The sequence below is a fragment of the Paenibacillus sp. FJAT-27812 genome (assembly GCF_001273905.1).
Lineage (GTDB): Bacteria > Bacillota > Bacilli > Paenibacillales > Paenibacillaceae > Pristimantibacillus.
In genome coordinates, this window is sequence record NZ_LIGH01000001.1 from 5,486,491 (window position 1) to 5,513,028 (window position 26,538).

Below are 26,538 nucleotides of genomic sequence, written 5' to 3' on the forward strand. Positions count from 1 at the left end.
AAGCTTGGTTTTTGCCTCATGAATTGATTACAATGAACGTTAGTAGAAGGAGGAGTTATGAGATGTCGAACATAAACAGAATGCTGCTTGACGTAGATACAGGCATTGATGACGCCTTAGCCATTTTATACGCCCTGTTGTCTCCTGAGATCAAAGTAGAGGGAATTACGACGGGATTCGGGAACATTGACGTGGAACAAGCGACTGAAAATACGCTGCGCGTCATTCAAGTCGCCAATTGTGGCTATGAAGTTCCGGTAGCCAAAGGTGCTTCAGGCCCACTTAGCCGTGTATTCCCAGGAGCCGTACACCATATCCATGGTCATAACGGAATAGGTGATGCGGTTTTGCCGGCATCTCCTCAGCAGCTATTAGAGGAAACGGCGGCGCAGTTCATCGTTCGAAAAGTGAATGAAAGCCCCGGTGAGCTTACTTTAGTTACCGTTGGCCGGCAAACGAACTTGGCACTCGCTTTGCAGCTTGATCCGTCGATTGAAAACAAATTCAAGAAGGTCGTTATTATGGGAGGCAGCGTATTCGTGCCAGGCAACATTACGCCCGTAAGCGAAGCTAATTTTTATGGCGATCCGGAAGCCGCTGCACTCGTATTTGAATCGAAGCTTCCGATTACGATAGTTGGTCTTGATGTGACCCAGCAGACAAGGCTAACGAAGAAGCATATGGCCTATTTGTCACGCGAGATTGCCGAAGATAAGCAAGAGATATTAGATTTTCTAAATGTCGCATTAGAGCCATACTTTGATTTCTATGCATTCTCCAATCATTTTGACGGCGAATGCGCGATGCATGACCCGTTAGCTGTCATTGTAGCTATTAACCCGTCACTCGTGCGTATCGAATCGATGAACGCGGTAATCGACTGCGGAACAGGTTATACGGCAGGGATGATCATTACTGACCGTAGAGTGCGCTCAACCGTCGGCCGCCCAGTTGATTTCTGCTTAGAGGTAGATCGGGAGAAAGCCATCGCGCAGCTATTATCCGTTTTTACTAAAGGGGAACAATAGTCGATGGAACAAAGGTATTCACGCGAATCCAAATGCTACAAAACGGCAAGGGTATTTCCACCGGACGTTAACAACCACAATACGTTGTTCGGCGGCAAACTGATGGCTTATATCGACGATATCGCTTCGATTGCAGCAACCAAGCATTGCAGGCGCTCCGTCGTGACTGCCTCAACGGATTCTGTCGACTTCCTTCATCCCATACGGCCTTCCGATTCGGTTTGCCTTGAATCGTTCGTTACGTGGACAGGCCGTACTTCAGTAGAGGTATTTGTTAAGGTCATAAAGGAAGATTTGCTCAGCGGCGAGCGCAGGGTTGCGGCAACTTCTTTCTTAACCTTTGTTGCGCTTGATGAGAACCGCAAGCCGATTCCCGTGCCAACTGTCGTTCCTGAGACGGAAGAGGAGATCAAGCTGTTCGAGACTGCACCCCACCGGGCTGAAATGCGCAAGATTAGAAGAGACGAGAGTAAGAAGTTCGCCGGTTTTTTGACGGTAAAGCATCCTTGGGACTAATTTTTTTCGAAAATAGAAGACCGCAACGGCAGCTGCTGCCCTTGCGGTCTTTTGGTTATGCCAGATGTTGCTTATTTTAATTTTAGCTCATTCAAAAATTGATTTAGAATTTTCACTTGGTATTTGACGCGATCGGCAATAGGCAAACCGATAGATGTCTCTACCGTCACAGCTTTTGCCTTTAAGTAGAGATGGGCAGCGGTGCGGCCGGAACCAGGCAATTGATGAAGCCGCGTAGAAAACTTTCTTTTTTCTAGCGTAATAGAACGATTCATATGGCCGACGACACGCCTTACGGCCGGAATCGCCTCACTCTTGGGATTCGTGATGAGGGTCTGGCCAAGAGAGCGCGGATTTAGTTTGAATAAACCGTCTGCCTCATGAAGATCAAGATACCAGCTAGGCTGAAATTGCTTCGCTAATTGAAATAACGCGGCCGAAAGCGGATGCCTGGCAGTACGATTATGCGCGCGCGGAAACGTTCGATTCAAATCAGGCTTTCCCCGGCTGCGTGTTTTGTAAGCCTGTTGATTGACAATAGGAACAATAATGAGAACCCCTCTTTTGATTAAGAGTGTCCGCATTTGTAATTGGTTCAAAAGCTGATTCGCCCCATAGATGCTTCCTCTCTCGCTCCCATGCACGCCTGCAGTTACCATTACCGTATTCCCTTGCAAGTCACCCCGGACAATATAATAGGGCGTCTCGTATTTTGTGTTTTTCGCTAATCGATGCCTGGTTATATGCATATTGAGATCACCTCCAACATTATCCACAATATGATCTAAACCGAGGGATAGTAACGGACAGGTACCTACAAGATATGCCATTCCCATCATTTAGGGCGTTTAGCCGGTACAGTATATGAAATAATCGGATAGCCATAGGAGACATTAGCATATTAGCACAATCCAAGAGTAACGAAGCGACGTATATTATAGGGATGATTGGACCGGAAATAGATCGAAAGGTAGTGGAGAGTATGGGAAGTGTAGCGAGCAAGTGGAAAAAGACCGAATCGTTACTGCAAGATAAGAAGCTTAGAGGGAACGTACCGATGACTAAAAGATACAGCAACCTTACGCTTAAAGCGATGCTCGATAGCTACAGTATGGTTTACGTCAAGCCAAATACAGGGACGGGCGGAAGCGGCGTTATGCGAGTCGAGAAATTAACGGAAGGCTATAAATACCAGCTGTTGACCACTACACGAAAGTTCACTAGCTTCAGGAGCCTGGCTAAAAGCATATCCCGAAGAACGAAGGACCGCTCATACCTGATCCAGCGCGGCATTCATTTATTGAAATATAAGGGTCGTTCAATTGATCTAAGAGTTATGGTGCAGAAAAACGTAAAAGGAAAATGGGAGCCGACAGGCGAGATTGGTCGAATAGGCCATCATGCCAAGATCGTGACCAACGTCTGCAAAGGCGGCACTTCAAAGCCCGTAGAAATGCTGCTGGAGTCAAGGGTTGACGATATGAAGGCGTTTAAACAGAAGCTCAGACGCTTGGGTTTGCAAACAGCCTACCAACTGAACAGAACCTTTAAATCACTAAACGAAATCGGTATGGATGTTGGGGTGGATCGGAAGCTCAAATTATGGATTATTGAAGTAAATACTCGTCCTGCAATCTATGGATTCAAGTCATTAAGAGATAAGTCGGTATATAAGAAGATTTGTAGGTATCAAAAGAGATATGCGAAGCGCTGATCGATGTTATTATGGACGAAAATGCTCAAAATGCATGTGGGGAACAAACGTTCTTGATTTGTAAAATGGAAGGCAGCCCGCTAGTAACGGGCTGCCTTCGCTGCATGTTAGCAGCTTTTGCCATTGTTATTGTTAGTTTTCTTGGGCGTTTCTTCAGCATTGCGGCTAAGCTTGTCGCCAAATTGATCGAGACGAGAGGGGCTTGCTGCTGGACCATCATTATCTGGCTTGTTGTTTCTTCCTGTCATTGTTATCACCTCCAGCTCCTATAGAGTGAGCAGAATATGCCCATTTCATTCGAATGAGACATTTGCAGGCAGATGTATCCTCTTGAAATGCCATTTGTGCTACACTATAATATGTAGTGGAAGGAGCGGTCCATGGATATTAAAAATTTTAAATATGGCGAAGTAGGCTTAAATCGATTTTTCGGTTCCTTGGAGGCCAAAATTATGGACATACTCTGGGCTGCGGAGGAGTTGAGCATTAAGGACGTGCAGCTCCGTTTGGAAAAGGAGAAGCCGGTCAATTTTAACACGGTCATGACCGTCATGAATCGATTGTTAGAAAAGGGCATTTTGGAAAAAAGGCTGCAAGGCAGACTTTCGTTATTTCGTCCTACTGAATCAAAAGCGGATTTTATTGAGCAGCAGTCAAAGAAATTAACAGAGAACCTTCTGGATGAGTTTGGCGGCGTTGTCATTACCCATATGATTGATGCGCTAAAGGATGTTGACCAATCCTTGCTTGAGAAGCTGGAGCATAAAATTCAGCAGCTCAAAAAGGATAATCAAACATGAGATGGCAGCGCAAGTCCTCATTGGTGTTGGCGCTTAGTCTATTCATTGCGCTGCTAGTATGGAGTCAGATGGGGATGTATATCGCCCATCTCATTTTTGGCGTCAATGTGAAAGTGAACTTCTTTAAGTTTTGCATAAGCTTGTTTAGGGAAAATACGCTATATTACTTTATCGTTATTACGTTTTTGAACTCCCTCGTTGCGTACGCGATATTGATTACGCTCATTAAGATTACGCAGCAGTTTGTTCTATCTAGACGATTTAAAACTAGACTGATGTCGCTACGGAACATCAACTTGACCGCTAGGGTCATTCAACAATTCAAGCCAATGAATCAGAATATTATTGTCATCGATCATAATCAAGCAATGGCGTTTACCGTTGGATTCAGAAGACCGCTCGTCGTGCTTTCAAGTGAGCTAATTGAAATGTTGGATCACAGTGAGCTGGAAGCCGTTATAGAGCACGAATCCTTTCATCAAAGCCACCATGATTCGTTGAAAATATTTATGCTTCAGCTCATTTCGCAATCGCTCTGGTTTATTCCGATCACCAAATGGACGTACCATAACTATAAGCTGATGAGTGAGCTGCTTGCCGATGAATATGCCATTAAGAAGACGGGCTCGGAGCTCGGCCTTGGCAGCGCATTGCTTAAGCTAATCAAAAAAGGCTTTAGCGATAATCCTACGCCTGTCTTGGTTTATTTTACAGACGGTGTCGTAAATTATAGATTGCAGCAATTAGTCGATCCTGGCCATGACATTCCTGTAAGGCTGGGTAAGACCTCCATCGTGATTTCTATTTATGTCTTGCTGCTGTTTATGGGCATGATTGTTATGGCAATCACTTAATCTTTTTTGAAAACGAACACTACATAAAGTAGTGCAGAGGAGCGTGTAAATGAGTTTATGAATGAGCATATGGGTTTGCATCAGCAATCAGGATCTTCTTATTTTTTGTTATATACGGCGGGTATTATTTTGTTGTTAGCGATCATGAGCTATTGGTATGCCGCCAAATGGAATAAGGAAAATACAAGTCGTTTGAAAAAGGATCAAAAAGCTGCTATTAAGCAAAAAACGAAAAAAATGCGAGTAGCTGCACATTTGCTGCTTAGCTTGTCAGTTATCGTTGCAATCATTCATTTTGCCAAAGACTTGGGCAAGGAATATGATATGAACAGCTTGAATGTAGAAGCAGCGATCGAAGTAACGGATGACAAATATTACGGTGCGGAACATTCGGATGAGCCGGTTAAGTATGAGATGAAGATTCCTACGTCAGGCACACATAGCCCGCATGATTTGAAATTTGGTTTCTATAAGGAAATGCCGTCTTATGAAATGCTTGTTCATAATTTGGAGCACGGCGACATTATTATTTATTACCATGCGGACGCCGATCCCAAAATCATCGAGCAGCTTAACTATTTTGTGAATTTTAGAGAAGCGGGAGCGGGAATTTTGGCTGTTCCGAATGGAGATATTCCAGCTGACAAAGACGTGGTTGTAACGGCTTGGACGAAAACGATGGGGCTAAGCGACTATGATGACCAAAAAATCGCTACCTTTATTTATAAATATATCAACGAAGGCCCTGAAAAGATTCCAGCTTCCATTCGCCGCGGAGGCGGAACAATGTAAAAGAAGATCTATATACAGAAAAGCTTGGTATACTGGGAAAGAGTTTTCCTGAAACCGAGCTTTTTTTTCGTATATATTGCTCTACTCTATAAAAAACAACAAAAAGTTGCGATGAGGATGTAGATTAATTAATACGAACAATGTATTATCTCAGGAGTGATTAATGCCGAATAAACTTTTGCCTATGTTGCCAAACTAATATAAATATAAATACATATATTTGGGGATCAAATTAAAGAATAGACAATGGAGCGTGCTATGGTATGAATTTTTCATTCGTTTTTTCCCGTGCATTTTTGTTGAGTTTAATTGGCGCAATTGGATTTGCCTTGATTGCGATTTGGGTTGGCGATAAGCGAATTGACAACTTTGATCGAATGATCATTAGTAAGATTCAAGGCGCAGAATCTGCTGGCCTTACTGCTTTAATGAAACTATTTACCTTTATCGGATCTGGCGTTATTGTGTCTGTACTCGCTATCGCTATGCTGGTTGTATTAATAAAATTGCATGAACGAAGATTGCTTCTCTTTTATGGAGGTGTCCTTATCGGATCGGCTTTGTTGAATAGCGTGTTAAAGTCGATCTTTCATCGGTTAAGGCCAACTCTGCATCGGATTATCGAAGTGAATGGATATAGTTTCCCGAGTGGGCATTCAATGGCCGCCTTCACGTTCTATGGAATAATCACGTTCCTTCTATGGAAGCACATCCCAAACGTGTATGCGCGCGTTGCACTTATTGCAGTGGGGTCTATCTTAATACTTGCTATCGGGATTAGCCGCATCTATTTAGGCGTTCATTACCCAAGCGATATCGTTGGCGGATATTTAGCAAGCGGCACATGGCTGGCTGCTTCGATCGGTTTATATCAATACATACTCGAGAGACGGCAACGCAAGATAAAAGTTAGGGCATAACAGCCATTTTATAATTAATCGTTCTCTCATGATTTTTTAATCTAAATCACCCAGTAATCTCAGACGTGTTCTATACAATTGGTTTTGTAACAAAAAAACCATTAGGAGGAACAGATAATGAATAAAAAGCTTATGTCGTTTGCCCTTGCGGCTGCTCTCATCGGAGGTGGATTGGCAGGTGCTGCGCTTCTGCCGTCTGCCAAAGCAGAATCGCCTGCAGCGATTACAGATCAGTCTCAGCAGGACAATGATGCTGAAGTAAATGATGACCAAAACGGACAAAATGACAACGATGCTGAAGTAAACGATGATCAAGAAGGTCAGAATGATAACGATGCTGAGGTAAATGACGATCTAGAAGGTCAGAATGGCACTGACTCTGCAGTGTCTGCTGAAGCGGCAAAAGCAGTGAAAATTACGGAAGAGCAAAGTATTGAGATAGCAAAGCAACAAACAGCAGGCGAAGTTAAACAAGTGAAGTTAGAGAGTGAGAACGGAAAACTTGTTTATAATATAACAATCAAAGATACAGCTGGAAAAGAGCAGGAAATTAATATTGATGCCGACTTGGGTACAATAATTGCCGAGAACGACTAAATCATTTGAATAAGACCTAAGCAGGCTTTGCTTAGGTCTTATTTTTATAAAATAAAGTTAATCTCAACTACATGATAACTTACTAGGAACAATGATATGTGTTTTTGGGAAGGGGCGGCATTAGTGGAAAAGCGCGTATTGATCGTTGAAGATGAGGAAAAAATAGCAAGATTACTTCAGCTCGAGTTAAACTTTGAAGGATACACGACGGAGATAGCGACAAATGGCAGAGAAGCACTGGATAAAGCGTTATCGCAAGCATGGGATCTGATTCTTTTGGACGTGATGATCCCTGAAATGACAGGAATAGAAGTATTAAGAAGATTTAGGAATGTGGATGCGATTACGCCTGTTATTATGCTGACAGCTAGAAATGCTACACCTGACAAAGTAAGCGGGCTCGATCTAGGTGCCAATGATTACATGACGAAGCCGTTTGAAATTGAAGAGTTATTGGCCAGGATGCGAGCAAATATGCGAAGCCGAACGGAAGAAAGCACGACTGGCAATGCTGATCTAACAGGGAAAATTCAGGTCGCTGACCTTTCTATAAATAAAAAAAGCCGAAAAGTGATTAGGGCAGGCCGTCACCTTGAGCTGACCCCTAAGGAATATGAGCTTCTCTTATTTTTGTTGGAAAATAAGAACATCGTTTTGGAACGGGAGCAAATTATTGAGAATGTCTGGGGATATGATTTTGTAGGTGAAACCAATATAGTTGATGTGTATATCCGGTATGTGCGCAAAAAGGTTGATCATGACTTCGACCTGAAGTTGATCCAAACGATACGTGGAGTAGGTTATTGCATTCGCGAGGAGGACGCATGAAACTTAAAAACAAAATCATGTTGTTAACTTCGGTTTTAGTTATCTTTATTTTGTTAGCCGTAGATTTAAGCGTATATTTCTCGTTTATTAAAATAGCCACGCAAAATGAAATGAATTCACTTCAAAACAAAGCGGAACAAATGATTGAAAAAATTGGCCCTACTTCATTGATTAACAATGAAGGAGAACAGCAGTTAAGGATGTATTTGACTGATGACTCAACGATAAGGATTATTAATTCAAAATCAGAGCTTGTAGCTGAGCTCTATAATGAAGAGAGGATGGTTCTGCCGCAAGCGCAGTTCAGCGAACGGAAAACAGCTTTGCTAAGTGAAGATTCTGAACGGAAGATCATAATCGTGCGCGTCCCTATCGTGGAGAATGCTAAGGTTATAGGCACTTTTGAAATGATACAGGGCATGGAGGGGCTGGATAAAAGCATTGATATACTTATCATTATTTTACTCCTTACATCTGGCGGAGCTGTGCTGCTGAGCTTTCTTGGGGGAGCGTTATTAGCAAAAACCATTGTTAAACCGATATCCAATAGCATAAATACGATGCGGGAGATTGAAAGCAGCTTATCCTTCAAAAAAATACCGCTAACCACTCATTCTAATGATGAAATCAATCAAATGTCAGAAACCTTCAATCGGATGATTAGCCGTCTTGAAGGAAGCTTCATTAAACAGCAGCAGTTTGTTTCTGACGCCTCACATGAATTGAATACGACTTTAACGATTGTAGAAGGGTATGCCAACATGCTTCGCCGCTGGGGAATGAAAGACGAGAGCATTCAGAGAGAAGCGATTGAATCCATTTATGAGGAATCCAAAAGGATGAGGAAAATGACGGAGCAGCTATTGTTGCTCGCCTCTTCGGAGCATGATTCGAAGCTAAAGCTCGAGACATTCAATCTCGTTGAATGCTGTATGGAATCTGCCTCTCTTCTTAGCAAATTGCATAGGCGTGCAATAATGATTCAAACGAATGGCGATGATCCCACAATCGCAGCAGATTACTTGAAGATCAAGCAGTTGATTCTAATTTTATTGGATAATGCACTGAAATACAGCAAAGAAAGAATAGAGCTGACTATAACCTTAATGAGCACGGAGATTGAAATTCGTGTTAAAGATTTAGGGATTGGCATTCCTTGGGAATCGCTTGATCTTATCTTCGAACGTTTTTATAGAGTAGATCATGCACGTCAACGGGCAACCGGAGGAACGGGCTTAGGGTTGCCAATTGCCAAAACAATTGTAATGGAGCATAACGGGAAAATAATTGCGGAGAGCGAAGAAGGGGTCGGTACAGAGATGATCGTTCGCCTACCGCGAAATAACATCAAACAATGAAAAAAGACTTGAGAGATGATGCCTCTCAAGTCTTTTTTCTGCGTTTTATACATATTGCCCATGCGCCAAGGATTTACTTATTTGATTACCGCGCATGCTATACGATTTCCCGAGTTGCCGGAAGGGTCCGTTACATAATCATCCGCTTTTTCATGAATGACCAAGGAGGTACCCTCAGGCTGAAACAAGGAATTGGATTGTCCGCGAGCTAATGTGACGGTTTCACTTGTGAGCATCGCTTTTACTTTTCCGTCTACGCCAACTTCGATATTAGGCAAATCACCGTCATGGAAACCTTTTGGGTTATGGAAGCCGTGCTGTTTGTTTTGTGGGTTAAAATGAGCCCCTGCTGTCGTAAAATCAGGAACATCGCATTTGCCAACTGCATGAATATGTATGCCATGCGTGCCGGGAGCCAAATTTTCGGCTTCAACCTGAATAAACACTTTATTCTTTTTCTGCGTAAGCTCTGCGGTACCAATTTCTTTGCCTTCGCCATTAATGATTTTGACCGTTAACGCATTGGAATTCGAAGGGGTCATTGCTGTTCCGATTGCTAGGGCTGATAAGATCAAACAAGCAAATAGGATCGTCTTTTTCATCTCGTTCCTCCTGATTTTCTATTTTAGGTAATTTTCTTCTAAACCCTATTTTTTACATTCGAATCATTTTTATGCAAGGAATATTAATTTGCCTTGATCCATATTTGGAGAAGGGGGGGTGTCTTTAGCAAAACGGAAATGTGCTTCTAGTATTGCATGTGAGTCGAATGGGAATAATTCAAAAAAAATCCATTGAAGGAGAGGCATGTACATGAAGAAGGATACCGATCAAGTGGACAAGATCTCCTTTGAAGATTTTTCTACTGAAGCCATCATAAATGCTTTAGGAAATCCGCCTGATCTTACTTATCATGAATTCGCGAATCATCCTCATATTCAGGGTCATTGTTTGTTTATTGAAACGCTGGTGGATAAAAATAAAATCGAGGACATCATTCTTCGTTTTATATCGGAAGGCATCGCAGCGGCAGATCAAGAAATGGACACCATTGCGTATTTAAAATATAAAATTCCTATCGCATCTTCCACAAGCATTGTTGATCTAAGCGCATGTTTGGAAGGGCTTTTGGACGGCAAGTGTTTGCTTATTATTCATGGCTCTGCAGAAATTCTCCAGCTCGATGTAGCAATGTCCTATCATCGTGCAATTGATAAACCAGAGACGGAAGCGACCGTTCGGGGACCGCACGAGGCATATAACGAAGACTTGGCAACGAGTATCGGTCTATTGCGCAAAAGAATCCGCTCAACCGATTTGCGGTTCGAGCAATTGATCATTGGGACAAAAACGGAGACAAGAGTCGTTATCGTATATCTAGAGGAGCTTGCGCCGATTGATATCGTTCATGAATTTCGCAGCAGAATTAAATCAATCGAAACAGACAGCATATTGGATACCTCCTATATTGAGGATTTGATCGCGGACAAAACGTTTATTCCGATACCGCTCATGATGAAATCAGAAAGACCTGACGTAACGGCTTCCCATTTATTGGAGGGAAGGATTATCGTATTGGTGGATGGCAGCCCGCTGGCATTGATTGGGCCCGTTACCTTTTTTCAATTTTTTTCGTCGCCTGAGGACTACTATCAGCGAACGGATATTGCTACCTTTATGCTATGGATCAGATTTATTTCTTTTTTATTAGCGATATTTGTGCCTGCGCTTTATATCGCGGTTACGACCTTCCAGCAAGGTCTGCTTCCGCCATCCCTTTTGGTTAGCATTGCGGCGCAGCGAGAAGGCGTCCCGTTTCCATCCTTTGTAGAGGCATTTTTGATGGCGGGCATTTTCGAAATTTTACGCGAAGCGGGATTGCGTATGCCCCGAATTGCTGGTCAAGCGATTTCGATCGTAGGAGCGCTTGTTTTAGGGGAAGCCGCCGTTCAGGCAGGGCTTGTCTCTGCGGCAATGGTTATCGTCGTTGCAGTTACCGCAATCGCGGGCTTCGTAGCCCCCAATTATAATTTTGGCCTATCTCAACGATTCTTGCAGTATTCGTATATGGTGCTGGCGAGCTTCTTGGGCTTGTTCGGCATATTATGCGGGGCATTGTTTACGATTGTCCATTTCGCTTCCTTGAAGTCATTCGGAATTCCGTTTCTTGCTCCAATTGCACCTACCATAATTTCGGACTGGAAGGACGTACTGATGCGGGTGCCGCGCTCGAAACTCAAAACCTATCCGCGTATGAACCGAACGAGGCGGAAAAACCGATTTTAACCACGAAAACGAAAGGTGACACGCATGAATGCCAACAAGTTAATGTGGAAAGGTAAATTATGTTGCAGCTTGGCCATTTGCTTCTGCTTAACTGCATGCTGGGATTTAGTGGAGGTTAACGAGTTGGCGATCGTGAACTTTATCGGGATGGACATCGAGCCGGAGAAGGAAGGGAGCACCTTTTATTATCATATCGTTAATCCTGCGGGAATAGCTGCACAAAAAGTATCAGGGATTAATGCCCCGGTATATACGTTCCGAGTAAGCTCGAAGCATTCGATGGAGATCCCCTCCAAGCTGCTTGACAGCATTCCAAAGCGTCCGTTTTTTGACCACTCCGAAGCGATGGTAATAACGGAGAGAGCAGCGAGAAAAGGAATTTTAGACCAGCTTAATTTCATGGAAAAGCAGCAGGATCGGCAGTCCACGATCAATTTGCTTGTTACGGATTCCCCTCTTTCCAATTTCATGAAAACCTACACGACCTTGGAGCGGATGCCGGGCAATAATGTGCGCAAAATTATTCAGAATCAGTCTGTGGAATCTGGAGAAGCAAGCTACCGCTCTCGCGTAAAAGATATTATCGAAAATCTGGAGACCTCTGTGCTTACCGTATTGCCAATTATAAGCATATCCACCCCGCAAGGAAGTCCGTCGACGAAAAGATATGAGAATATTAATGCGAATGAAGGCAGCTTTTATCTAAAAGGAGGAGCTATATTTAAAAAAGGGATAATGATCGGAAAACTAACATCTTCAGAGATGCCCTTGTACAATTTGCTGAATGGACAGATTATGATGCTTCACCAATCAGTCGCGATTGATGATGGTGAAGTTGAACTGTGGTTGAAGGATATTGCCGTGCGCAAGCAATTAGCAAAAAGCTCGGGGCATCCTGTTCTGACCATACAGATTAAAGCCAAGGTTCATATCGAAGGAAATACACAGGAAGATAGATTAACAGAAGATAACTTAAACGCGATTAAAGCGCAGCTAGCCAAACAGGTAAAGGAAAAAGCCAATCGCTTATATGAGAGAGGGAAGGCTAAAGATTGGGATCTTTTGGCCATAGAAGAATTAAATGCCCATAAGCGGGGGAACCTTTGGAAGAAGGAAAAAGCTGACAAAGCGTTATGGAAAGAAACAAAGCTTGCTGTTTCTGTACATTTTGTCATCCAAACCTTCGGAAATACGATAGATCCTTATAAAACAAGGTGATGATGATGGGAAAAGAACGGATTAGCGGCTGGCAGTTTTTTTTGCTGACTGTAAATTATGCATTAGGAACTGCTTTTTTTATTCGTCCGGGCAGCATGATTGCCTCTACCAAACAAGATGGATGGATCATCCCGTTAGTGGCGGGGGCATTTGCCGTTTTGGTGGCGTGTATATGGATTTTATTGGCGAATGCTAATCCGAAATTAAGTATTATACAGATCAGCTTGAAGGTAGCGGGCAAGCCGGTCGGAGGATTGATTGCGATCGTCTATATTTGGTATTTCATACAAACCGCAAGCTGGGTCACTCGGAATCTTGGTGATTTTATGAAAACGATTCTTATGCCGCATACCCCGATAACCGTATTTCATGTTATGTTTTTGCTCATCGCTTGTTATGCCGCGATTAGAGGCATTGAGACAATCGCTCGAACGAGTGAATTGCTTACGCCGTTTATTTTGCTCGTATTATTTGTGATTTATATCGCGGCTCTTAATGAATGGCACGGAGATCGCTTGCTGCCTATGTTTCAAAGCAATTTGATCAAGCTGATGAAAGACTCAGCACCGGTGATCGGTTTCCCTTATCTAGAGACAATTACAATTCTGATGCTAGCGCCGTATGTCAAATCAAGGTTTAAGACCAGCCTGCTTTTGGGTCTCATCACAGTGACGCTACTATTATGCGGAATCGTATTTGTTACAATCGGCGTTATGGGAGCGGCACGCAGCTCGCATCTCCTGTATCCGCTGTACACCATCGTAAAAGAGCTTCGGATCGCGGAATTTATTGAGCATTTGGAATCCACTATCGTAATTGTGTGGTTGATATGGATTTTTTTAAAGCTGTGTATTGCTTATTTTTGCGCAGTGGAAGGCATATGCCAATTGTTTCAATTAAAGGACAGAACATGGATAGCTATCCCATTGGTTCTTCTTGTCTCGGGATTAGCAATCTCACTTAATGATAACGTCGTAGCTAATATTGACTGGGACCGCAGATATATTTTTCCGTATTCCTGTTTGTTTAGCATCGTATTGCCCCTGTTGCTCCTTATCTTGACATGGATTCACAAGCAACGGCAGAAAGGAAAGGAATTATCGCCATGATCGGTTTTATTCTTCTTTTTTTCATTGCCTTTGCAGGCGCTATTCTATTTTTTGTGTCAAGAAAAAAACCTATGAAGGAAGTAAGCGTATTCGTTGTGTTGTCGCTTCTTTCATTTATGCTTTGGATTGATATTATGCTCGACCATACGTTTAACCCCAATAAGTTGATTGGGTGGATGCTTGATTGGGTGGGGTTATAGCTTGAAATGTTTTCATACAGGCCGTCCTGTTTCAAAATATCGGCTTGGTGGTAAGTATGAGCATACAACGAAAGAGGAGATGGTAACCATGAAAACCAATGGACTAGAGGATAAGGTAAAAGGCATGGCAAACCAGGCAAAAGGCGAAGTAAAGGACAGATACGGAAAAGTGACTGATGATAAGCATCTGCAGGCCGAAGGCAAGCTGGATAAGCTCAAAGGCACTGCGCAGGAGAAATTAGGGGAACTAAAAGATAAAATCGGCAAGTAGCGGATAGATGATACGATATCTCGAATCAAAAGAATTGCAACGCTTAAGCTAAGTAAAAAACGCCATGACTGCAGCTCTGCAGCATGGCGTTTTTCTCATTTATTTAAGGCCAGTCAACCACTCTGCTAATTCCTCCGTCTGGGTGAGTATGGCAATCGGATCCCAGTACCATGAACGTTCTGGTCCCCAAATGTACACTCTGTCGTTCTTGACGGCATCAAGTGAATTCCAAATCGGATCTGCTTTGAGATCTTCCATTGTATGCGAATCGGTAGTCAGAATGATGTAATCTCCCGCATATTTTGGCAATGTCTCAGCAGATATGGATGCCCAACCAGGGTCTTTCATCTCCAAGTCTACTTCAGCCGGCGGTTTGAAGCCAAACCCTCCGTAAACCGCTTGACCGCCTTTGCCATAGTTGGAACCCACCGCAGAAATGTTTTTTTCCATCAGTTCCATAACAGAGAACGTGCTGTCTGCCGGTATGGCCTTTAAGACTTTTACTTTGGCTTCGGCAATGCGTCGGTCATAATCGGCCAGCCATATCTCTGCTTCTTGTTCTTTGCCAAGCAGTTTGCCGAAATAGGTAAGCTCATCATGAACGGTTTTTAGCGATGCAAAGGGAACGATCACCGTAGGGGCGATTTTGGGCAGCTGCTCGTTCATTTCGGCATAAGTATCATCCATGATAATAAGATCGGGCTCCATCTCCAAAATTTTCTCAATATTGCCGTTCCCATCCCCAATGTCCTCTACGCCTTTCAGGGCATCATTGAAATAGGGATTCTGAATATGATGGTTGGATGTTCCGACGGGTATGACTCCAAGTGCGATCAAGCTGCCCAAATACTCTCCTGCAACAACCCGTTTCGGATGCGTAGGAACCTCGATATCTCCGGCAATGGTAGATATAATTTTAGTCTGCTGCTCGCTGGAAACAGGTTCCGTCTCCACCGGCGTATGGGTCGACTCTGCCGCGTTTCCCGCCGCGCCGCAAGCACTTAACAAAAGCATAAAGCTTAAAAGCAATGCCACCGCCATAGGCGGTTTGGCTTCATTAAACATGGTAGGTACTTCCTCTCCGTCAGATTGATAATGATTATCACCGACATCAGTATAACGGAGCGGTTTCCGGGAAACAATGGAGGATCTCATGCTTATGGAAGGATTATCTTCTAGCCGGCGTTTGGCTGAATGTTCTGTTCTATAGTGTGATGGTGAAAGGCCATTGTGTTTTTTGAACAATCTTCCCAAATAATAAGGGTCCTGATAACCGACACCTGCAGCGATTTCCTTCAAAGTGGCATCGGTTTCGAGCAGCAGCTCTGCTGCCTTGTCCATTCTGATCTTGATTAAGTAATCGATGGGGCTAAGTCCAGTACGGCTTTTGAAATAGGAAGATAAATGGGGGACGCTGTAATTCAAGCTTTCCGATAGTGACTCCAATGTGATGGGTTCCGCATAACGATGATTAATAATAGAGATAATCTGGGCAGCCAAATCACGCTTGTCCGAGCGTATGCCCTGTAGCTGCATCTGATTCATCAGCTCATAGACAAATTGGTGAAGCAGAGCTTTCACGCGCAGCCGGCTGATCGGGTCTGTTTTCTCCCAGTCCTTATACATCTCTGTTAAATAGCCATACAAAGCTACGGGGAATGCTGGCATAAAACCGTACTGAATGTGAAAGGGGCGGACGCGATCCATGAGCGTCATTATTTCCTGCCCGGCAGGCAATGGAATATTGGCTTTATAATAAATGACATAATACTCAAATCCCTCTTGGCCGGCACAAATGTCCAGCACGGCTCCTTTGCCGGTATGAAAGATCTTAAAGTGCCTTACGTTGTGCTCTATGCCATCCAGCTTTAACTGTGCGCTTCCGCGTACAGACATCAGAAAGATACTGGCAGGAACGGGGTATGGATACAAGGATTCATTCGGTCGAATAATCACGTGACGAATATCTATTATTTTGCAGTAAGCATGGTTCCATAACACAATATGATCGTGTATTTCCATCTCTTGAGACCTGCTTTCTTCATCCGCGCTTATTGAAATTCGGTATGTTTACGATTATAGATGATATCTATTCTCACTAGTAGCAGCTATTTATTGATGCACGGCTATTAGGCAAGCAAACCATGCGTTCTAGTTGCAATTCCGCTCTAACAAGATCCCCAATTGTTCTGCTAATTCCTGATGTGGAATAGGCTTATCATTTGTGAACCACCATTCCACAACCCCTACATAAGCTGATGCAACAAACCTAACGATAACCGTTTTATTTAATCCCTGGTTTATTCCTTTGGTGATATTCACCTCATCCATAAACTCTTCGTGAAGAAAGTCAAGGAATCGCCTTCGAAAGAAAGGGGCGCCTTTGCTCGCCAACATCATCGAAAAGAATGAATAATTGCTTTCGAAGTATTCGGTCCAAATCAGTGAGCCGTTAATAAAATCCATATCAGCTGCCGCTTCACACCTATCTCGGAGCTCGTTGATGTGTGTTTCTATAAGCTTATCCAGCAAATCATACTTATCTAAGTAATGAAGATAGATCGTTCCTCGGCTAACGTTTGCCCTGTCAGAAAGATCCCGTATGGTAATGTCGTCAAAGTTTTTTTCAGACATCAGTTCAATAATGGCTTTCTTTAACGCTTCTTGCGTTTTGAGTATTCTTCGATCCACTTTAGACATCGGAGGTCACCAGACTTTCTGAAGATAATAAACAATGATTAAACATTCGTTCATTAATTAACAAATCTCGCTCATCTAACAATTGCATGATTTCTATGGCTGTTTATAATTATAGACATGAGTTCATTAATGTATCAAGTGCCATTATTGGAATGCTATTAACCATGTTCAAGAGAGAGGGAGGAAAATCCAAATGTCTAATGAAAGAGAACTTACTGCCGCACAGAGAATGATTGGAGATTTTTCGCCGAAAATCGTAGAATTGACCGATAATATTTTATTCGGCGATATCTGGGAACGTAAGGAGCTTTCTCCGCGAGACCGAAGTTTAATTACGGTATCAAACTTAATCACGAGCGGAAATACCGAGCAACTAGGATTTCATTTGAACAAAGCAAAAGAAAATGGAATTTCAGAAGAAGAACTTAAAGAGGTGATTACCCATCTTGCTTTTTACGCGGGATGGCCGAAAGCGATGTCTGCTATAATAGTTGCGAAAGATAGGACCTGCAACAAACCGCGAAGAGCGCAGCATCAGTGTCCTATCTTTACGAGTTGAAGAGGTGAACGATATGACGTTGACAATGACAATTGCTGAAGTAAGTGAGAAATTTGAGGTTTCGCAGGATACGCTCCGCTACTATGAGCGAATCGGTCTGATTCCACGTGTGAACCGCAATAAAAGCGGTATCAGAAATTATACGGAAGAAGACTGCAAATGGGTTGATTTTATCATTTGTATGCGGCAAGGCGCAGGTCTTCCGGTTGATGCGTTGATTGGGTATGTATGGCTTTTTCAACAGGGTGATGCAACCCTTGAAGCAAGAAAAGAGGTTTTAATCGAGCAGCGTAAACAACTGTTTACCAAAATCGAAGCTATGCAGAAAACGCTGGAGCGGCTGGATGATAAAATTGTTAGATATGAACAAACTATCGTGAAAAAAGAAAAGACGCTCAGAAGGGCTTCGGAGCAGATTGGGCATACAGCCCGTGCAACGAATGGCTAGAGAACGGTATTCGCCTAATTAAGGATCGATACAAGAACGACGAAACAGCTGCTGGTTCAAACCAGCAGCTGTTTCGTCGTATATATGTGTAAATATTTGTATGACGTCAAGATGCTTGTATAATAAGCAGTAGAGATCACGAAGCAGCTATGCTGGCGGGCAGGCTAATTTAACATCAAGTACGGAGAACCGCATCATAAGTAACGTCGTCGCATTCAGTCTTCTGTTACCGCTTGCTTGCTTTCTTTATTTTTTGGCTTGAACCTTACGTAACGTAATGTTTTATAATAAAGTTACCGGTAATAAGCTAGCGAAAACGAAGGGATTGAGCATGAAAAATCTTTGGAAAGTCGGAGACCTCGCGAAAATGACGGGGCTCACTGTTCGAACCATGCGCTTTTACGATCAGATCGGTTTGTTCTCGCCATCCGGCCAGACGGAATCCGGCCACAGACTATACAATAAATCCGATCTTTCGCGTCTTCACCAAATTTTAACGCTTAAGGAATTGGGCTTGTCGCTTGAGGAGATCAAGCTCGCCTTGGACGGAGATCAGATCAGCCCGCTTGAGATCGTCTCCTTGCAAAAGACCCGGGTCAAGGAGCAGATCAAGTTGCAGCAGAGGCTTCTGGAGCAGCTTGATCATGTGTCCAAGCTTATGTTGGGGAAGTCTTCGTTAACTGTTGATGATTTTACAAATCTCCTGCAGGCGATGAAGATGGAGTTCGAGAAGCCCGTTATTGAGCGGCGCAAGAGCTGGGAACACCGCCTTGATCTGCTGGACGACTTTCTTGCCAGCGGGAGCGAAGCGCACAAATCTAAGGAGGAAAATTCATGAATGAACGATTCGTCAAGCACGCGACCTTCGTTGTCGAGCGGACTTACGCAGCATCGCCTGAGCGGGTTTATAACGCATGGGCGAACCAGGAGACCAAAGCCAAGTGGTTCTCGAAGGCGGAGATCTTCGATTTTCAAGTCGGTGGCCGCGAGTATAGCAGCGGTGGACCGCCCGAAGGTCCGATCTTCGACTTCAATGTCATCTATCAGGAGATCGTACCGGAACAACGCATTGTTTATACCTACACCCTCGATACGGGAGGCAAGCGTGTCTCCGTCTCGATCACGACGGTTGAGCTGATCCCTGTGGAGGCTGGCACGATGTTGGTTTTGACCGAGCAAGGAGCGTTCTTCGACGGCCTCGATACGCCGGAAGTGCGCGAGCACGGCACCAATGAGATGCTGAAGGCGCTGGGCAAGGCATTAGCAGAGGGGGATGACGATGATGGAAATGATGGACGATAACGAAATTATATCCACGCGCGAGTTCGACGCTTCACAGGAGCTCGTATTTAAAGCATGGACCGCTCCTGAACTTTTGGCTCAATGGTGGGGACCTACAGGATTCACGAATAAGTTTCACGAGTTCGACCTAAGACCGGGCGGCAATTGGCGATTCGTTATGCATGGACCGAATGGCGTCGACTTTCCCAATCACAACGTCTTTGCCGAAATCGTACCGAGGGAACGGATCGTGCTCGACCATTTGTCCAATCCGGAATTTCGAGTCACGGCTACCTTTGAAGATTTGGAAGGACGTACCAGATTGACATTTCGTCAGCGATTTAAGAACATAAAGGAGTTCGAGAAAATCAAAACATATTGCGCTGAAGCGAACGAGCAAAATTTCGACCGATTGGGAATCGTGCTAGCCGGGATGACTGAATAGTCCTGAGTTCAGAGCTTAAGATCTAAATAAAATGGCTGCCATCTATCTGGCGGCCATTTTTTCTATCCATTGAGACATTTTTGCAAAGGCTTGACGTCACAGTCAGCGCGGGGAACCATGCCATGGTTGCGGCAGCTCAAATCATTTCATATGGAAGAAGCTGGATTAAGCCCATGGTTCTTGCAAGCTCCTATTGACATGTGGGCGGACTTCTCACTTTATTATTGCTTTCAAATAGCTTATAATAATCAGATAATAGTAGGTATTTTAATTTATAAATAAATGTAACACGAAACAGAAAAGGTGTGTGACTAAGTCGCGCCTAGTCTTGGTGTGTCGTCAAAGCAGGTGCGCCTAGATCCTTTCTGCAAATTTTGGGTGTAAGGATGGTAATAATGAGCAGCAGAGAAACGAAGACAGACGTCATCTTAATTGGTGCCGGAATCATGAGTGCGACCTTAGGGACACTTTTGAAAGAATTAGTACCGGAATGGGAAATTAAAGTGTTCGAAAAGCTTGAAAATGCTGGTGAGGAAAGCTCTAACGAATGGAATAATGCAGGCACAGGGCATGCGGCATTGTGCGAGCTGAACTACACGGTCGAAAAACCAGACGGATCGGTAGATATTAGCAAAGCTATCCAAATTAATGAACAGTTCCAGCTTTCGATGCAGTTTTGGTCTTATCTTGTTAACAACAAGCTGATACGAAATCCGCAGGACTTTATCATGCCATTGCCTCATATGAGTATGGTACAAGGGGAACAAGATGTGAAATTTTTGAAGAATCGTTTTGAAGCGATGAATAATAATCCTCTGTTTCAAGGGATGGATTTTTCCGAAGACACTGCAAAACTGATGGAATGGATTCCACTTATTATAAAAAACCGTCCATCGAATGAACCAATAGCGGCAACAAAAATCGACTCTGGAACGGATGTCAACTTTGGCGCTTTGACACGCATTCTGTTTGACCACTTAAAAAGTAAAAACGTCGAAATCAAATACAAGCATAGCGTTGATAATCTGAAACGTACGAGCGACGGCTCGTGGGAATTGAAGGTAAGAAACGGCAACGGCAACGTCGAGCGCCACACTGCAAAGTTCGTCTTTATCGGAGGCGGAGGCGGAAGCTTGCATCTATTGCAAAAATCCGGCATTCCCGAAGGAAAACATATTGGCGGATTCCCGGTGAGCGGGATATTTATGGTGTGTAATAATCCGGATGTTACAGAGCAGCATCATGCCAAAGTATACGGCAAAGCTAAGGTTGGAGCACCTCCAATGTCTGTTCCGCATCTTGACACAAGATTTATCGACAATAAAAAATCGTTGCTATTTGGACCGTTTGCCGGCTTCTCGCCAAAGTTTTTGAAAACCGGTTCTATGTTTGATTTGGTAACATCAGTAAAACCGGATAATCTGGTAACGATGTTGTCGGCAGGTGCAAAAAACATGTCTTTGACAAAATACCTGATCGAGCAAGTTATGTTATCGAAAGAAAAGCGCATGGAAGAGCTGCGGGAATTTATCCCGAGCGCCAAAAGCGAGGATTGGGATTTAGTAGTAGCAGGCCAACGTGTGCAAGTTATCAAAGATACAGCAGATGGAGGCAAAGGCACACTTCAATTTGGTACGGAGGTTATTAGTGCCGCTGATGGATCGATTGCAGCATTGCTAGGTGCTTCTCCAGGCGCTTCTACTGCTGTCCACGTTATGCTTGAGGTGTTTAAAAAATGCTTCCCGCAACATATGAAAGAGTGGGAACCAAAAATTAAAGAAATGATTCCTTCTTATGGCGTGTCGCTTATGGAAAATCCAGAGCTTCTGCAAGAAGTTCATGCTTCAACAGCAGAGACGCTTGGTCTAGTCAAAAAAGAGCTAGCTTATAGTTAACTTTTAAAACATAGAATCTTTGATCTATCTATAGATTGAAGGTTCTATTTTTTAAAGCCTTACAGATCCGCGCACAGCGTGGTTTTTTATTTTATGGACGGAAATTTCGTATTAGGGGAAAAGGGAGGTACTGATTTGGATAATAAAATCATCGAATACTGTTTAAAGAAAAAAGGGGCGACTAAGGATTATCCCTTCGGCTTCACGCCATTGGTGATCAAAATTGCAGGAAAAATGTTCGCGCTTATTTTTGAGGAGAATGAGGGCTTTGTGTACATAAACCTAAAATGTGACCCGATCATTGCGGAGAATTTGAGAGAGCAGCATGAGGCCGTCCGTCCAGGATACCATATGAACAAAAAGCACTGGAATACGGTTACGATCGATGGTTCCTTGCCCGATTCGGATATTTTTGCAATGATTGATCACTCTTATGATTTGGTTGTCAAAAGTCTTCCGAAGAGTCTTCGAGAATTGATTTAGGTTAGCGATTGCAGCCGGTTTTTTTGATTTCATAAACTTCTTAAGGTAAAAATCCGGCTGCAAAGGCATCACTTTGTTTATCCCGATGGACGATTGATTATGACTTAGGAATCTTCAGTACTGTACCTGCTTTTACTTGGTCAATATCGACGATATGATTGTAGTCTGCAATAAACATGGCATGTTTGGTCGTGCCGTAATAGGTTTTGGAGATGCTGTAGAGCGTCTCGCCCTTCTGCACGATATGCTCCGTTGCTTCAAATTCATCAGCGTTGTCACCAGAGCCGATCGTTTCATCTGGCTTGTAATTCTTGAGAGAAGGAATGACAAGGTTGGTGCCTGCCTTTAGCCCTTCGTTTTTGTCCAGTTTATTTTCACTCGCAATGTAGTTCACATATTCTGCTGATTTATAGAACATTCTAGAAATACCGGATAGCGTGTCACCAGCTTGAATTAGATAGGTTGCCGGCAGATTAATCTTGGAATAATCTTTGGTGCCCTGCGGCTTGCCGCCTGATGAACCGGTCCCTGAGGAAAGCGCAGGAATGGTAAGCGTATCGCCGACCTTCATATCATTAATAAAGAAAATTTGATTATGTTCGGCAAGCAGCGCGTAATGCTCCTTGGTTTGATAAAATTTTTCGGATATCGTGCTCAAGGTATCGCCTTTTTGGACTACATAAGTTGTTGGCAGCTTTATGGTCTGGCTTTCGTCTTTAGGCTTGTTGTTGCTGCTTTCCTTCTGGTCTTGACTTGGCTTGTCCGTCTGCTTAGGCACGGTTGTTACCGCTTCGTCCTTTTCTTTCACCGGTGTTTCGGTTGCCGTAGGCTCGGGAAGCTTCGTGTTTTCTCCAATATCTTCAGTAGGCTGTTGCGTTTCTTCCACGTCAACGGTGCCGGCAGGAACTGGCTCATCCGCAATGGGCTCGTTTCCGACTTGCCCTACGTTTGACGAATCAGAGTTAGAGGGATCGTTATTCCCAGACTTATTATTGGATTTAGGATTCTCAGCAGCCGCTGTTTGTTGATTGGTATCGACCAGATTCGTATATTTGCTGTACAGTACTCCGCAAATGGATACGAGAATGATGACGACGGCCAGATAAATTGAAAATGTTACTTTCTTAAATGATGTCAAGCTGCCCTTTGAACGTTTGTTGCTTCTTGTCGTTTTGTTATCCAATGCGTAATCTTCTCCCTTAATTCAACTTATTTCTATTCTATCGACTTGTCGAAACCTGTGGAATGGGACTAAACAGCCATTTCAGCCGGAATCAAAATGCTACCTATGTTACTCGCATACGCTAGCATTTTCTGTGTTGCACTCAAAATCAACATTTTGCATGGTTTTGGTATAAACACAGCGTTAGAATTGGAAATATCCTCTAATGATGTTTATATTACAATATCTTTCTTAACAAAAACTGTACATGGGAAAACTCTCATAAAATAAAGCAGCCCTTCCTCATCAGAGGAGGGGCTGCTTTTGCTCTATTAGTCTAACCTTTCGTTTTGCATGGCGCATGAATACGTTGGTTTTATTTAAGTTGAACTGCGTACGACCAAGTGTGTAGGTAAAATAACCTTCTTCGGCAGCAGCATATTTCCATTTAATCGATCCAATAATAGGTCGACTGCGACCATGCCAATTTCCTCGGTGGGCACATCAATGGTAGATAGAGGCGGATTGGAGTATTTAGATACTTCAATATTGGATAAGCCTATAACGGCCACTTCGTCAGGCACAGAGATGCCATTGTTATATAGGCTGTTAAGGGCTGCCATAGCCATCAAATCACTGGCAGCAAAAAAAGCTGTAGGCAAATGTTTGGTTTGGCATAAATGATTGATTTTATCTATACAGACAACTTCATCCCACATGCAATCAATCACCCAATCGGGATTTACGGACAATCCGGCAGCATGCATGGTGGAGTAGTAGCCTTGATAGCGCCTGCTTTCCTTTAAGTTGCTCTTTAATCCGCTTCCGCCTATATATCCAATATTCGTATGGCCTTTTTCAATGAGATGGCTTACTGCCAGAGAAGCGACATTGTAATGATCATAACCTACATTATCGATATCCCAGCGCTCTGTATCGATGCCAACGATATGCGGAACCTGCTTGCGGACATACTCGTAAGTTTCGCTGTTTAAGGATTCCATTAGGATAAGACCGGTAATGGATTCACTAAACGTATTAAACAAGATTTTCTTATCGTCTAGTTCAGGTCCAGTCCGAATAAAGGCAATATTATACCCTGCGTGAAGCAATCGCTTTTCTACACCGGACAAAATAGACATGAAATAAGGATCGTTATACTTATTTTTTGTAACGCTTAATACGCAGCCTATCTTGATGTGCGCCTTGTTTATTGTCGTATCCTTCGCTGCTGCTTGACGCTTCGGGCTTACATTGATTTTATAGTTAAGCTGGGTTACAGCCTGCCAGACTCTTTCACGGGTTTCATCTGTGATTTTATATTTCGTATCATTATTTAAAACTCTAGACACGGTGGCCGTGGATACACTTGCTAATTTAGCAACATCCCTAATCGTACTCATAAAAATGCATTGTCTCCTTTATTGCTAATGATCGCAACGTTACGTTGTGAACCGTCATTAGCTTTTTTTATGTAATGTTGCGTAAAAATTACGTTCATGCAGGCTTGTTACTATGTATGACCTGTTAAACTATATAGTAACATACAGATGATAGGTTATGTCAGCTTAAATTTAATATTAAATCGACGTAAATTTCACTTGCAGGTTTGGTTGAAAATGTTATAATTGCACAATAAGATTACTAAACAAGCCATACATATAACGTAACACATAACGTAACAAGATTGCAAATGCTGTTAACTTTAAAGAAAACGTGTTTGGGAGATGATGAGACATGAACAAAGCAGTAACGGTGTACCCGGCAGTAATCGATAGCTTAATAAGCAATCCCGGCATTGGCTTTATTGCAGCTCCAGGGTTAATGGGCGACATCGGTGATGTATATGACAATAGAGGGGAGAAGAAAGAGAAATATAAATTTACGGAAGACAGCAGCACTTACAATCATCCGGATAGCAAAGTTTATTTCTGCAGCGTGCGTTGGAAGGATGTAGAAATCGAGAAAGACGTGTACAGATGGGAAGTGCTGGAGGAAAAATTGGACTATGCGAAATCCATTGGCTGTACGGCGGTGGTACGCTGCTCGCCGTACGCATTAAACGAAGAAGATGATATACCGGATTGGTTCCGAGCGGAAAACCCGGAGGAGCCCGAATTTCCTTTCTGGAGAGTAGATCCTCAGACAACACGATATGTTGACTATTGGGCTGATTTTATTAAAGCTTTTGCAATAAAGTACGATGGGCACCCTGTAATAAGCTCTATAGATCTAACGATTGTAGGAGCATGGGGGGAAGGCGGAGGAACTGAGTTTTTAAAGCCGAATGCCATTTCGTGTATTACAGATGCCTATTTGGATGGATTTAAAATAACGCCTCTCCAAGCGCTTTTGCATGACCCGATGTCTATGGGAATAATTACGGATCGAAAGGAAAAAGTGGGCTTCCGTGTAGATTGTTTAGGTGATATGGGCGGTTTTCATGGAGAAGAATGGTCGCATATGACCGATTTCTACCCTCAGAATATACAGAACTTCAAGATGGAAAATGCTTGGGAGAAAGCTCCGGTTTTGTTTGAAGCATGCTGGCATATGAATGACTGGTATCTTCAGGGCTGGGATATTGATTACATCATTCAGGAAACGCTCAAATGGCATATTTCCTCCTTCAATAGCAAAGGAACGATCGTACCGGAGCCTTGGAAGGAAAATGTAAAGCAGTGGTTAAAAAAGATGGGTTACCGCTTTGAATTAAGAAAGTTCTCTTATGACTCTGAAGTAAGGGCGGGCGGGAATCTGGACATTGCTGCTTTGTGGGCTAATGTAGGTGTCGCTCCTATCTATAATCACTATCCGCTTGTTCTGAAGCTTAGAAGCCATGATCAGACATATACGCTGTATAGCAGAGAAGATATAAGAGAATGGTTGCCGGATGAGGATATTGCTTGGGAGGAAAGCTTCTCAATACCTAGCGATGTTCCAGAAGGAGAGTACGTTTTAGAAATTGGCATCGAAACCGGCGTGAAAGAGATCGGAAATATAAAGCTTGCGATCGAAGGAAACACGGACGGCTATTACCAAATGGGAAAACTATTAATCAAGAGGGGATGAGT

29 protein-coding genes are annotated in these 26,538 nt (G+C 43.2%); 22 read left to right on the forward strand and 7 right to left on the reverse strand.

The window, feature by feature from the left end; genetic code table 11:
• Positions 1-62: 62 nt before the first annotated feature.
• Positions 63-1,028, forward strand: a complete 966-nt coding sequence (locus ADU23_RS23240) for a nucleoside hydrolase (protein WP_053375920.1) — start codon at positions 63-65, stop codon at positions 1,026-1,028.
• Between the two features lie 3 nt (positions 1,029-1,031).
• A complete protein-coding gene (locus ADU23_RS23245; protein WP_053375921.1) occupies positions 1,032-1,544 on the forward strand; it encodes an acyl-CoA thioesterase in 513 nt (170 codons plus the stop codon).
• A gap of 71 nt (positions 1,545-1,615) precedes the next feature.
• Here ADU23_RS23245 and ADU23_RS23250 read toward each other — a convergent pair whose 3' ends face one another.
• On the reverse strand, positions 1,616-2,293 hold the full coding sequence (locus ADU23_RS23250; protein WP_053375922.1) for a succinylglutamate desuccinylase/aspartoacylase domain-containing protein: 678 nt from the start codon (positions 2,291-2,293) through the stop codon (positions 1,616-1,618).
• Positions 2,294-2,526: 233 nt separating this feature from the next.
• On the opposite strand from ADU23_RS23250, the gene ADU23_RS23255 reads away from it, so the two are divergent.
• A complete protein-coding gene (locus ADU23_RS23255) occupies positions 2,527-3,258 on the forward strand; it encodes a YheC/YheD family protein (protein WP_053377791.1) in 732 nt (243 codons plus the stop codon).
• 107 nt (positions 3,259-3,365) lie between these two features.
• Here the strand turns inward: ADU23_RS23255 and ADU23_RS33310 are convergent, their stop codons facing one another.
• Positions 3,366-3,506, reverse strand: coding sequence for a hypothetical protein (locus ADU23_RS33310; RefSeq protein ID WP_197286102.1), 141 nt, complete (start codon positions 3,504-3,506; stop codon positions 3,366-3,368).
• 132 nt (positions 3,507-3,638) lie between these two features.
• Between ADU23_RS33310 and ADU23_RS23260 the strand changes: the two genes are divergently transcribed.
• The 7 genes from ADU23_RS23260 to ADU23_RS23290 all read left to right on the forward strand — a co-directional run bounded on the left by ADU23_RS23260 (position 3,639) and on the right by ADU23_RS23290 (position 9,407).
• Positions 3,639-4,058: a BlaI/MecI/CopY family transcriptional regulator gene (locus ADU23_RS23260; RefSeq protein ID WP_053375923.1), complete on the forward strand. Its 420-nt coding sequence runs from the start codon at positions 3,639-3,641 to the stop codon at positions 4,056-4,058.
• Positions 4,055-4,912 (forward strand): M56 family metallopeptidase, encoded by an 858-nt coding sequence (locus ADU23_RS23265; protein ID WP_053375924.1) that lies wholly within the window; start codon positions 4,055-4,057, stop codon positions 4,910-4,912. The genes ADU23_RS23260 and ADU23_RS23265 overlap by 4 nt, the downstream gene beginning before the upstream one ends.
• Before the next feature lie 57 nt (positions 4,913-4,969).
• Entirely contained in the window at positions 4,970-5,704 is a 735-nt protein-coding gene (locus ADU23_RS23270; protein WP_053375925.1) for a DUF3105 domain-containing protein, read from the forward strand.
• Positions 5,705-5,967: 263 nt separating this feature from the next.
• Entirely contained in the window at positions 5,968-6,624 is a 657-nt protein-coding gene (locus ADU23_RS23275; protein ID WP_053375926.1) for a phosphatase PAP2 family protein, read from the forward strand.
• Positions 6,625-6,741: 117 nt separating this feature from the next.
• Positions 6,742-7,221 (forward strand): PepSY domain-containing protein, encoded by a 480-nt coding sequence (locus tag ADU23_RS23280; RefSeq protein ID WP_053375927.1) that lies wholly within the window; start codon positions 6,742-6,744, stop codon positions 7,219-7,221.
• Between the two features lie 123 nt (positions 7,222-7,344).
• Positions 7,345-8,049, forward strand: coding sequence for a response regulator transcription factor (locus ADU23_RS23285; protein WP_053375928.1), 705 nt, complete (start codon positions 7,345-7,347; stop codon positions 8,047-8,049).
• Positions 8,046-9,407 (forward strand): HAMP domain-containing sensor histidine kinase, encoded by a 1,362-nt coding sequence (locus tag ADU23_RS23290; RefSeq protein WP_053375929.1) that lies wholly within the window; start codon positions 8,046-8,048, stop codon positions 9,405-9,407. The genes ADU23_RS23285 and ADU23_RS23290 overlap by 4 nt, the downstream gene beginning before the upstream one ends.
• Before the next feature lie 77 nt (positions 9,408-9,484).
• Here ADU23_RS23290 and ADU23_RS23295 read toward each other — a convergent pair whose 3' ends face one another.
• Positions 9,485-10,009, reverse strand: coding sequence for a superoxide dismutase family protein (locus ADU23_RS23295; RefSeq protein ID WP_053375930.1), 525 nt, complete (start codon positions 10,007-10,009; stop codon positions 9,485-9,487).
• Positions 10,010-10,220: 211 nt separating this feature from the next.
• Here ADU23_RS23295 and ADU23_RS23300 point away from each other — a divergent pair, with 211 nt between their 5' ends.
• The 4 genes from ADU23_RS23300 to ADU23_RS23320 all read left to right on the forward strand — a co-directional run bounded on the left by ADU23_RS23300 (position 10,221) and on the right by ADU23_RS23320 (position 14,491).
• Entirely contained in the window at positions 10,221-11,693 is a 1,473-nt protein-coding gene (locus ADU23_RS23300) for a spore germination protein (protein WP_063846084.1), read from the forward strand.
• Between the two features lie 42 nt (positions 11,694-11,735).
• A complete protein-coding gene (locus ADU23_RS23305) occupies positions 11,736-12,911 on the forward strand; it encodes a Ger(x)C family spore germination protein (protein WP_231637634.1) in 1,176 nt (391 codons plus the stop codon).
• Between the two features lie 5 nt (positions 12,912-12,916).
• Positions 12,917-14,020 carry a GerAB/ArcD/ProY family transporter gene (locus tag ADU23_RS23310; RefSeq protein ID WP_063846089.1) on the forward strand — a complete coding sequence of 368 codons (1,104 nt, stop codon included), beginning with the start codon at positions 12,917-12,919 and terminating at the stop codon, positions 14,018-14,020.
• Between the two features lie 288 nt (positions 14,021-14,308).
• A complete protein-coding gene (locus tag ADU23_RS23320) occupies positions 14,309-14,491 on the forward strand; it encodes a CsbD family protein (protein WP_053377793.1) in 183 nt (60 codons plus the stop codon).
• 99 nt (positions 14,492-14,590) lie between these two features.
• Here the strand turns inward: ADU23_RS23320 and ADU23_RS23325 are convergent, their stop codons facing one another.
• On the reverse strand, positions 14,591-16,513 hold the full coding sequence (locus tag ADU23_RS23325) for an AraC family transcriptional regulator (RefSeq protein ID WP_053375934.1): 1,923 nt from the start codon (positions 16,511-16,513) through the stop codon (positions 14,591-14,593).
• A 129-nt stretch (positions 16,514-16,642) separates the two neighbouring features.
• A complete protein-coding gene (locus ADU23_RS23330) occupies positions 16,643-17,191 on the reverse strand; it encodes a TetR/AcrR family transcriptional regulator (protein ID WP_053375935.1) in 549 nt (182 codons plus the stop codon).
• A gap of 193 nt (positions 17,192-17,384) precedes the next feature.
• Between ADU23_RS23330 and ADU23_RS23335 the strand changes: the two genes are divergently transcribed.
• The 7 genes from ADU23_RS23335 (at position 17,385) to ADU23_RS23365 (ending at position 22,302) form a co-directional block, all read left to right on the forward strand.
• Complete coding sequence (locus ADU23_RS23335; protein ID WP_053375936.1) at positions 17,385-17,750, forward strand: carboxymuconolactone decarboxylase family protein; 366 nt, start codon at positions 17,385-17,387, stop codon at positions 17,748-17,750.
• Between the two features lie 25 nt (positions 17,751-17,775).
• Positions 17,776-18,198, forward strand: a complete 423-nt coding sequence (locus ADU23_RS23340; protein WP_053377794.1) for a MerR family transcriptional regulator — start codon at positions 17,776-17,778, stop codon at positions 18,196-18,198.
• A 331-nt stretch (positions 18,199-18,529) separates the two neighbouring features.
• Positions 18,530-19,036, forward strand: coding sequence for a MerR family transcriptional regulator (locus ADU23_RS23345; RefSeq protein WP_053375937.1), 507 nt, complete (start codon positions 18,530-18,532; stop codon positions 19,034-19,036).
• Positions 19,033-19,500: an SRPBCC family protein gene (locus ADU23_RS23350; protein WP_053375938.1), complete on the forward strand. Its 468-nt coding sequence runs from the start codon at positions 19,033-19,035 to the stop codon at positions 19,498-19,500. Before ADU23_RS23345 ends, ADU23_RS23350 begins: the two co-directional genes overlap by 4 nt.
• On the forward strand, positions 19,478-19,924 hold the full coding sequence (locus tag ADU23_RS23355; RefSeq protein WP_082311183.1) for an SRPBCC family protein: 447 nt from the start codon (positions 19,478-19,480) through the stop codon (positions 19,922-19,924). Before ADU23_RS23350 ends, ADU23_RS23355 begins: the two co-directional genes overlap by 23 nt.
• Positions 19,925-20,319: 395 nt before the next feature.
• A complete protein-coding gene (locus ADU23_RS23360) occupies positions 20,320-21,819 on the forward strand; it encodes a malate:quinone oxidoreductase (RefSeq protein ID WP_053375940.1) in 1,500 nt (499 codons plus the stop codon).
• Between the two features lie 135 nt (positions 21,820-21,954).
• A complete protein-coding gene (locus ADU23_RS23365) occupies positions 21,955-22,302 on the forward strand; it encodes an MmcQ/YjbR family DNA-binding protein (RefSeq protein WP_053375941.1) in 348 nt (115 codons plus the stop codon).
• Between the two features lie 97 nt (positions 22,303-22,399).
• Here the strand turns inward: ADU23_RS23365 and ADU23_RS23370 are convergent, their stop codons facing one another.
• Together ADU23_RS23370 and ADU23_RS23375 are read right to left on the reverse strand one after the other, a co-directional pair.
• Positions 22,400-23,485 carry a LysM peptidoglycan-binding domain-containing protein gene (locus ADU23_RS23370; protein WP_053375942.1) on the reverse strand — a complete coding sequence of 362 codons (1,086 nt, stop codon included), beginning with the start codon at positions 23,483-23,485 and terminating at the stop codon, positions 22,400-22,402.
• A 359-nt stretch (positions 23,486-23,844) separates the two neighbouring features.
• Positions 23,845-24,867 carry a LacI family DNA-binding transcriptional regulator gene (locus ADU23_RS23375; protein WP_053375943.1) on the reverse strand — a complete coding sequence of 341 codons (1,023 nt, stop codon included), beginning with the start codon at positions 24,865-24,867 and terminating at the stop codon, positions 23,845-23,847.
• Between the two features lie 334 nt (positions 24,868-25,201).
• Between ADU23_RS23375 and ADU23_RS23380 the strand changes: the two genes are divergently transcribed.
• Positions 25,202-26,536 (forward strand): DUF4832 domain-containing protein, encoded by a 1,335-nt coding sequence (locus ADU23_RS23380; protein WP_053375944.1) that lies wholly within the window; start codon positions 25,202-25,204, stop codon positions 26,534-26,536.
• Positions 26,537-26,538 lie beyond the last annotated feature (2 nt).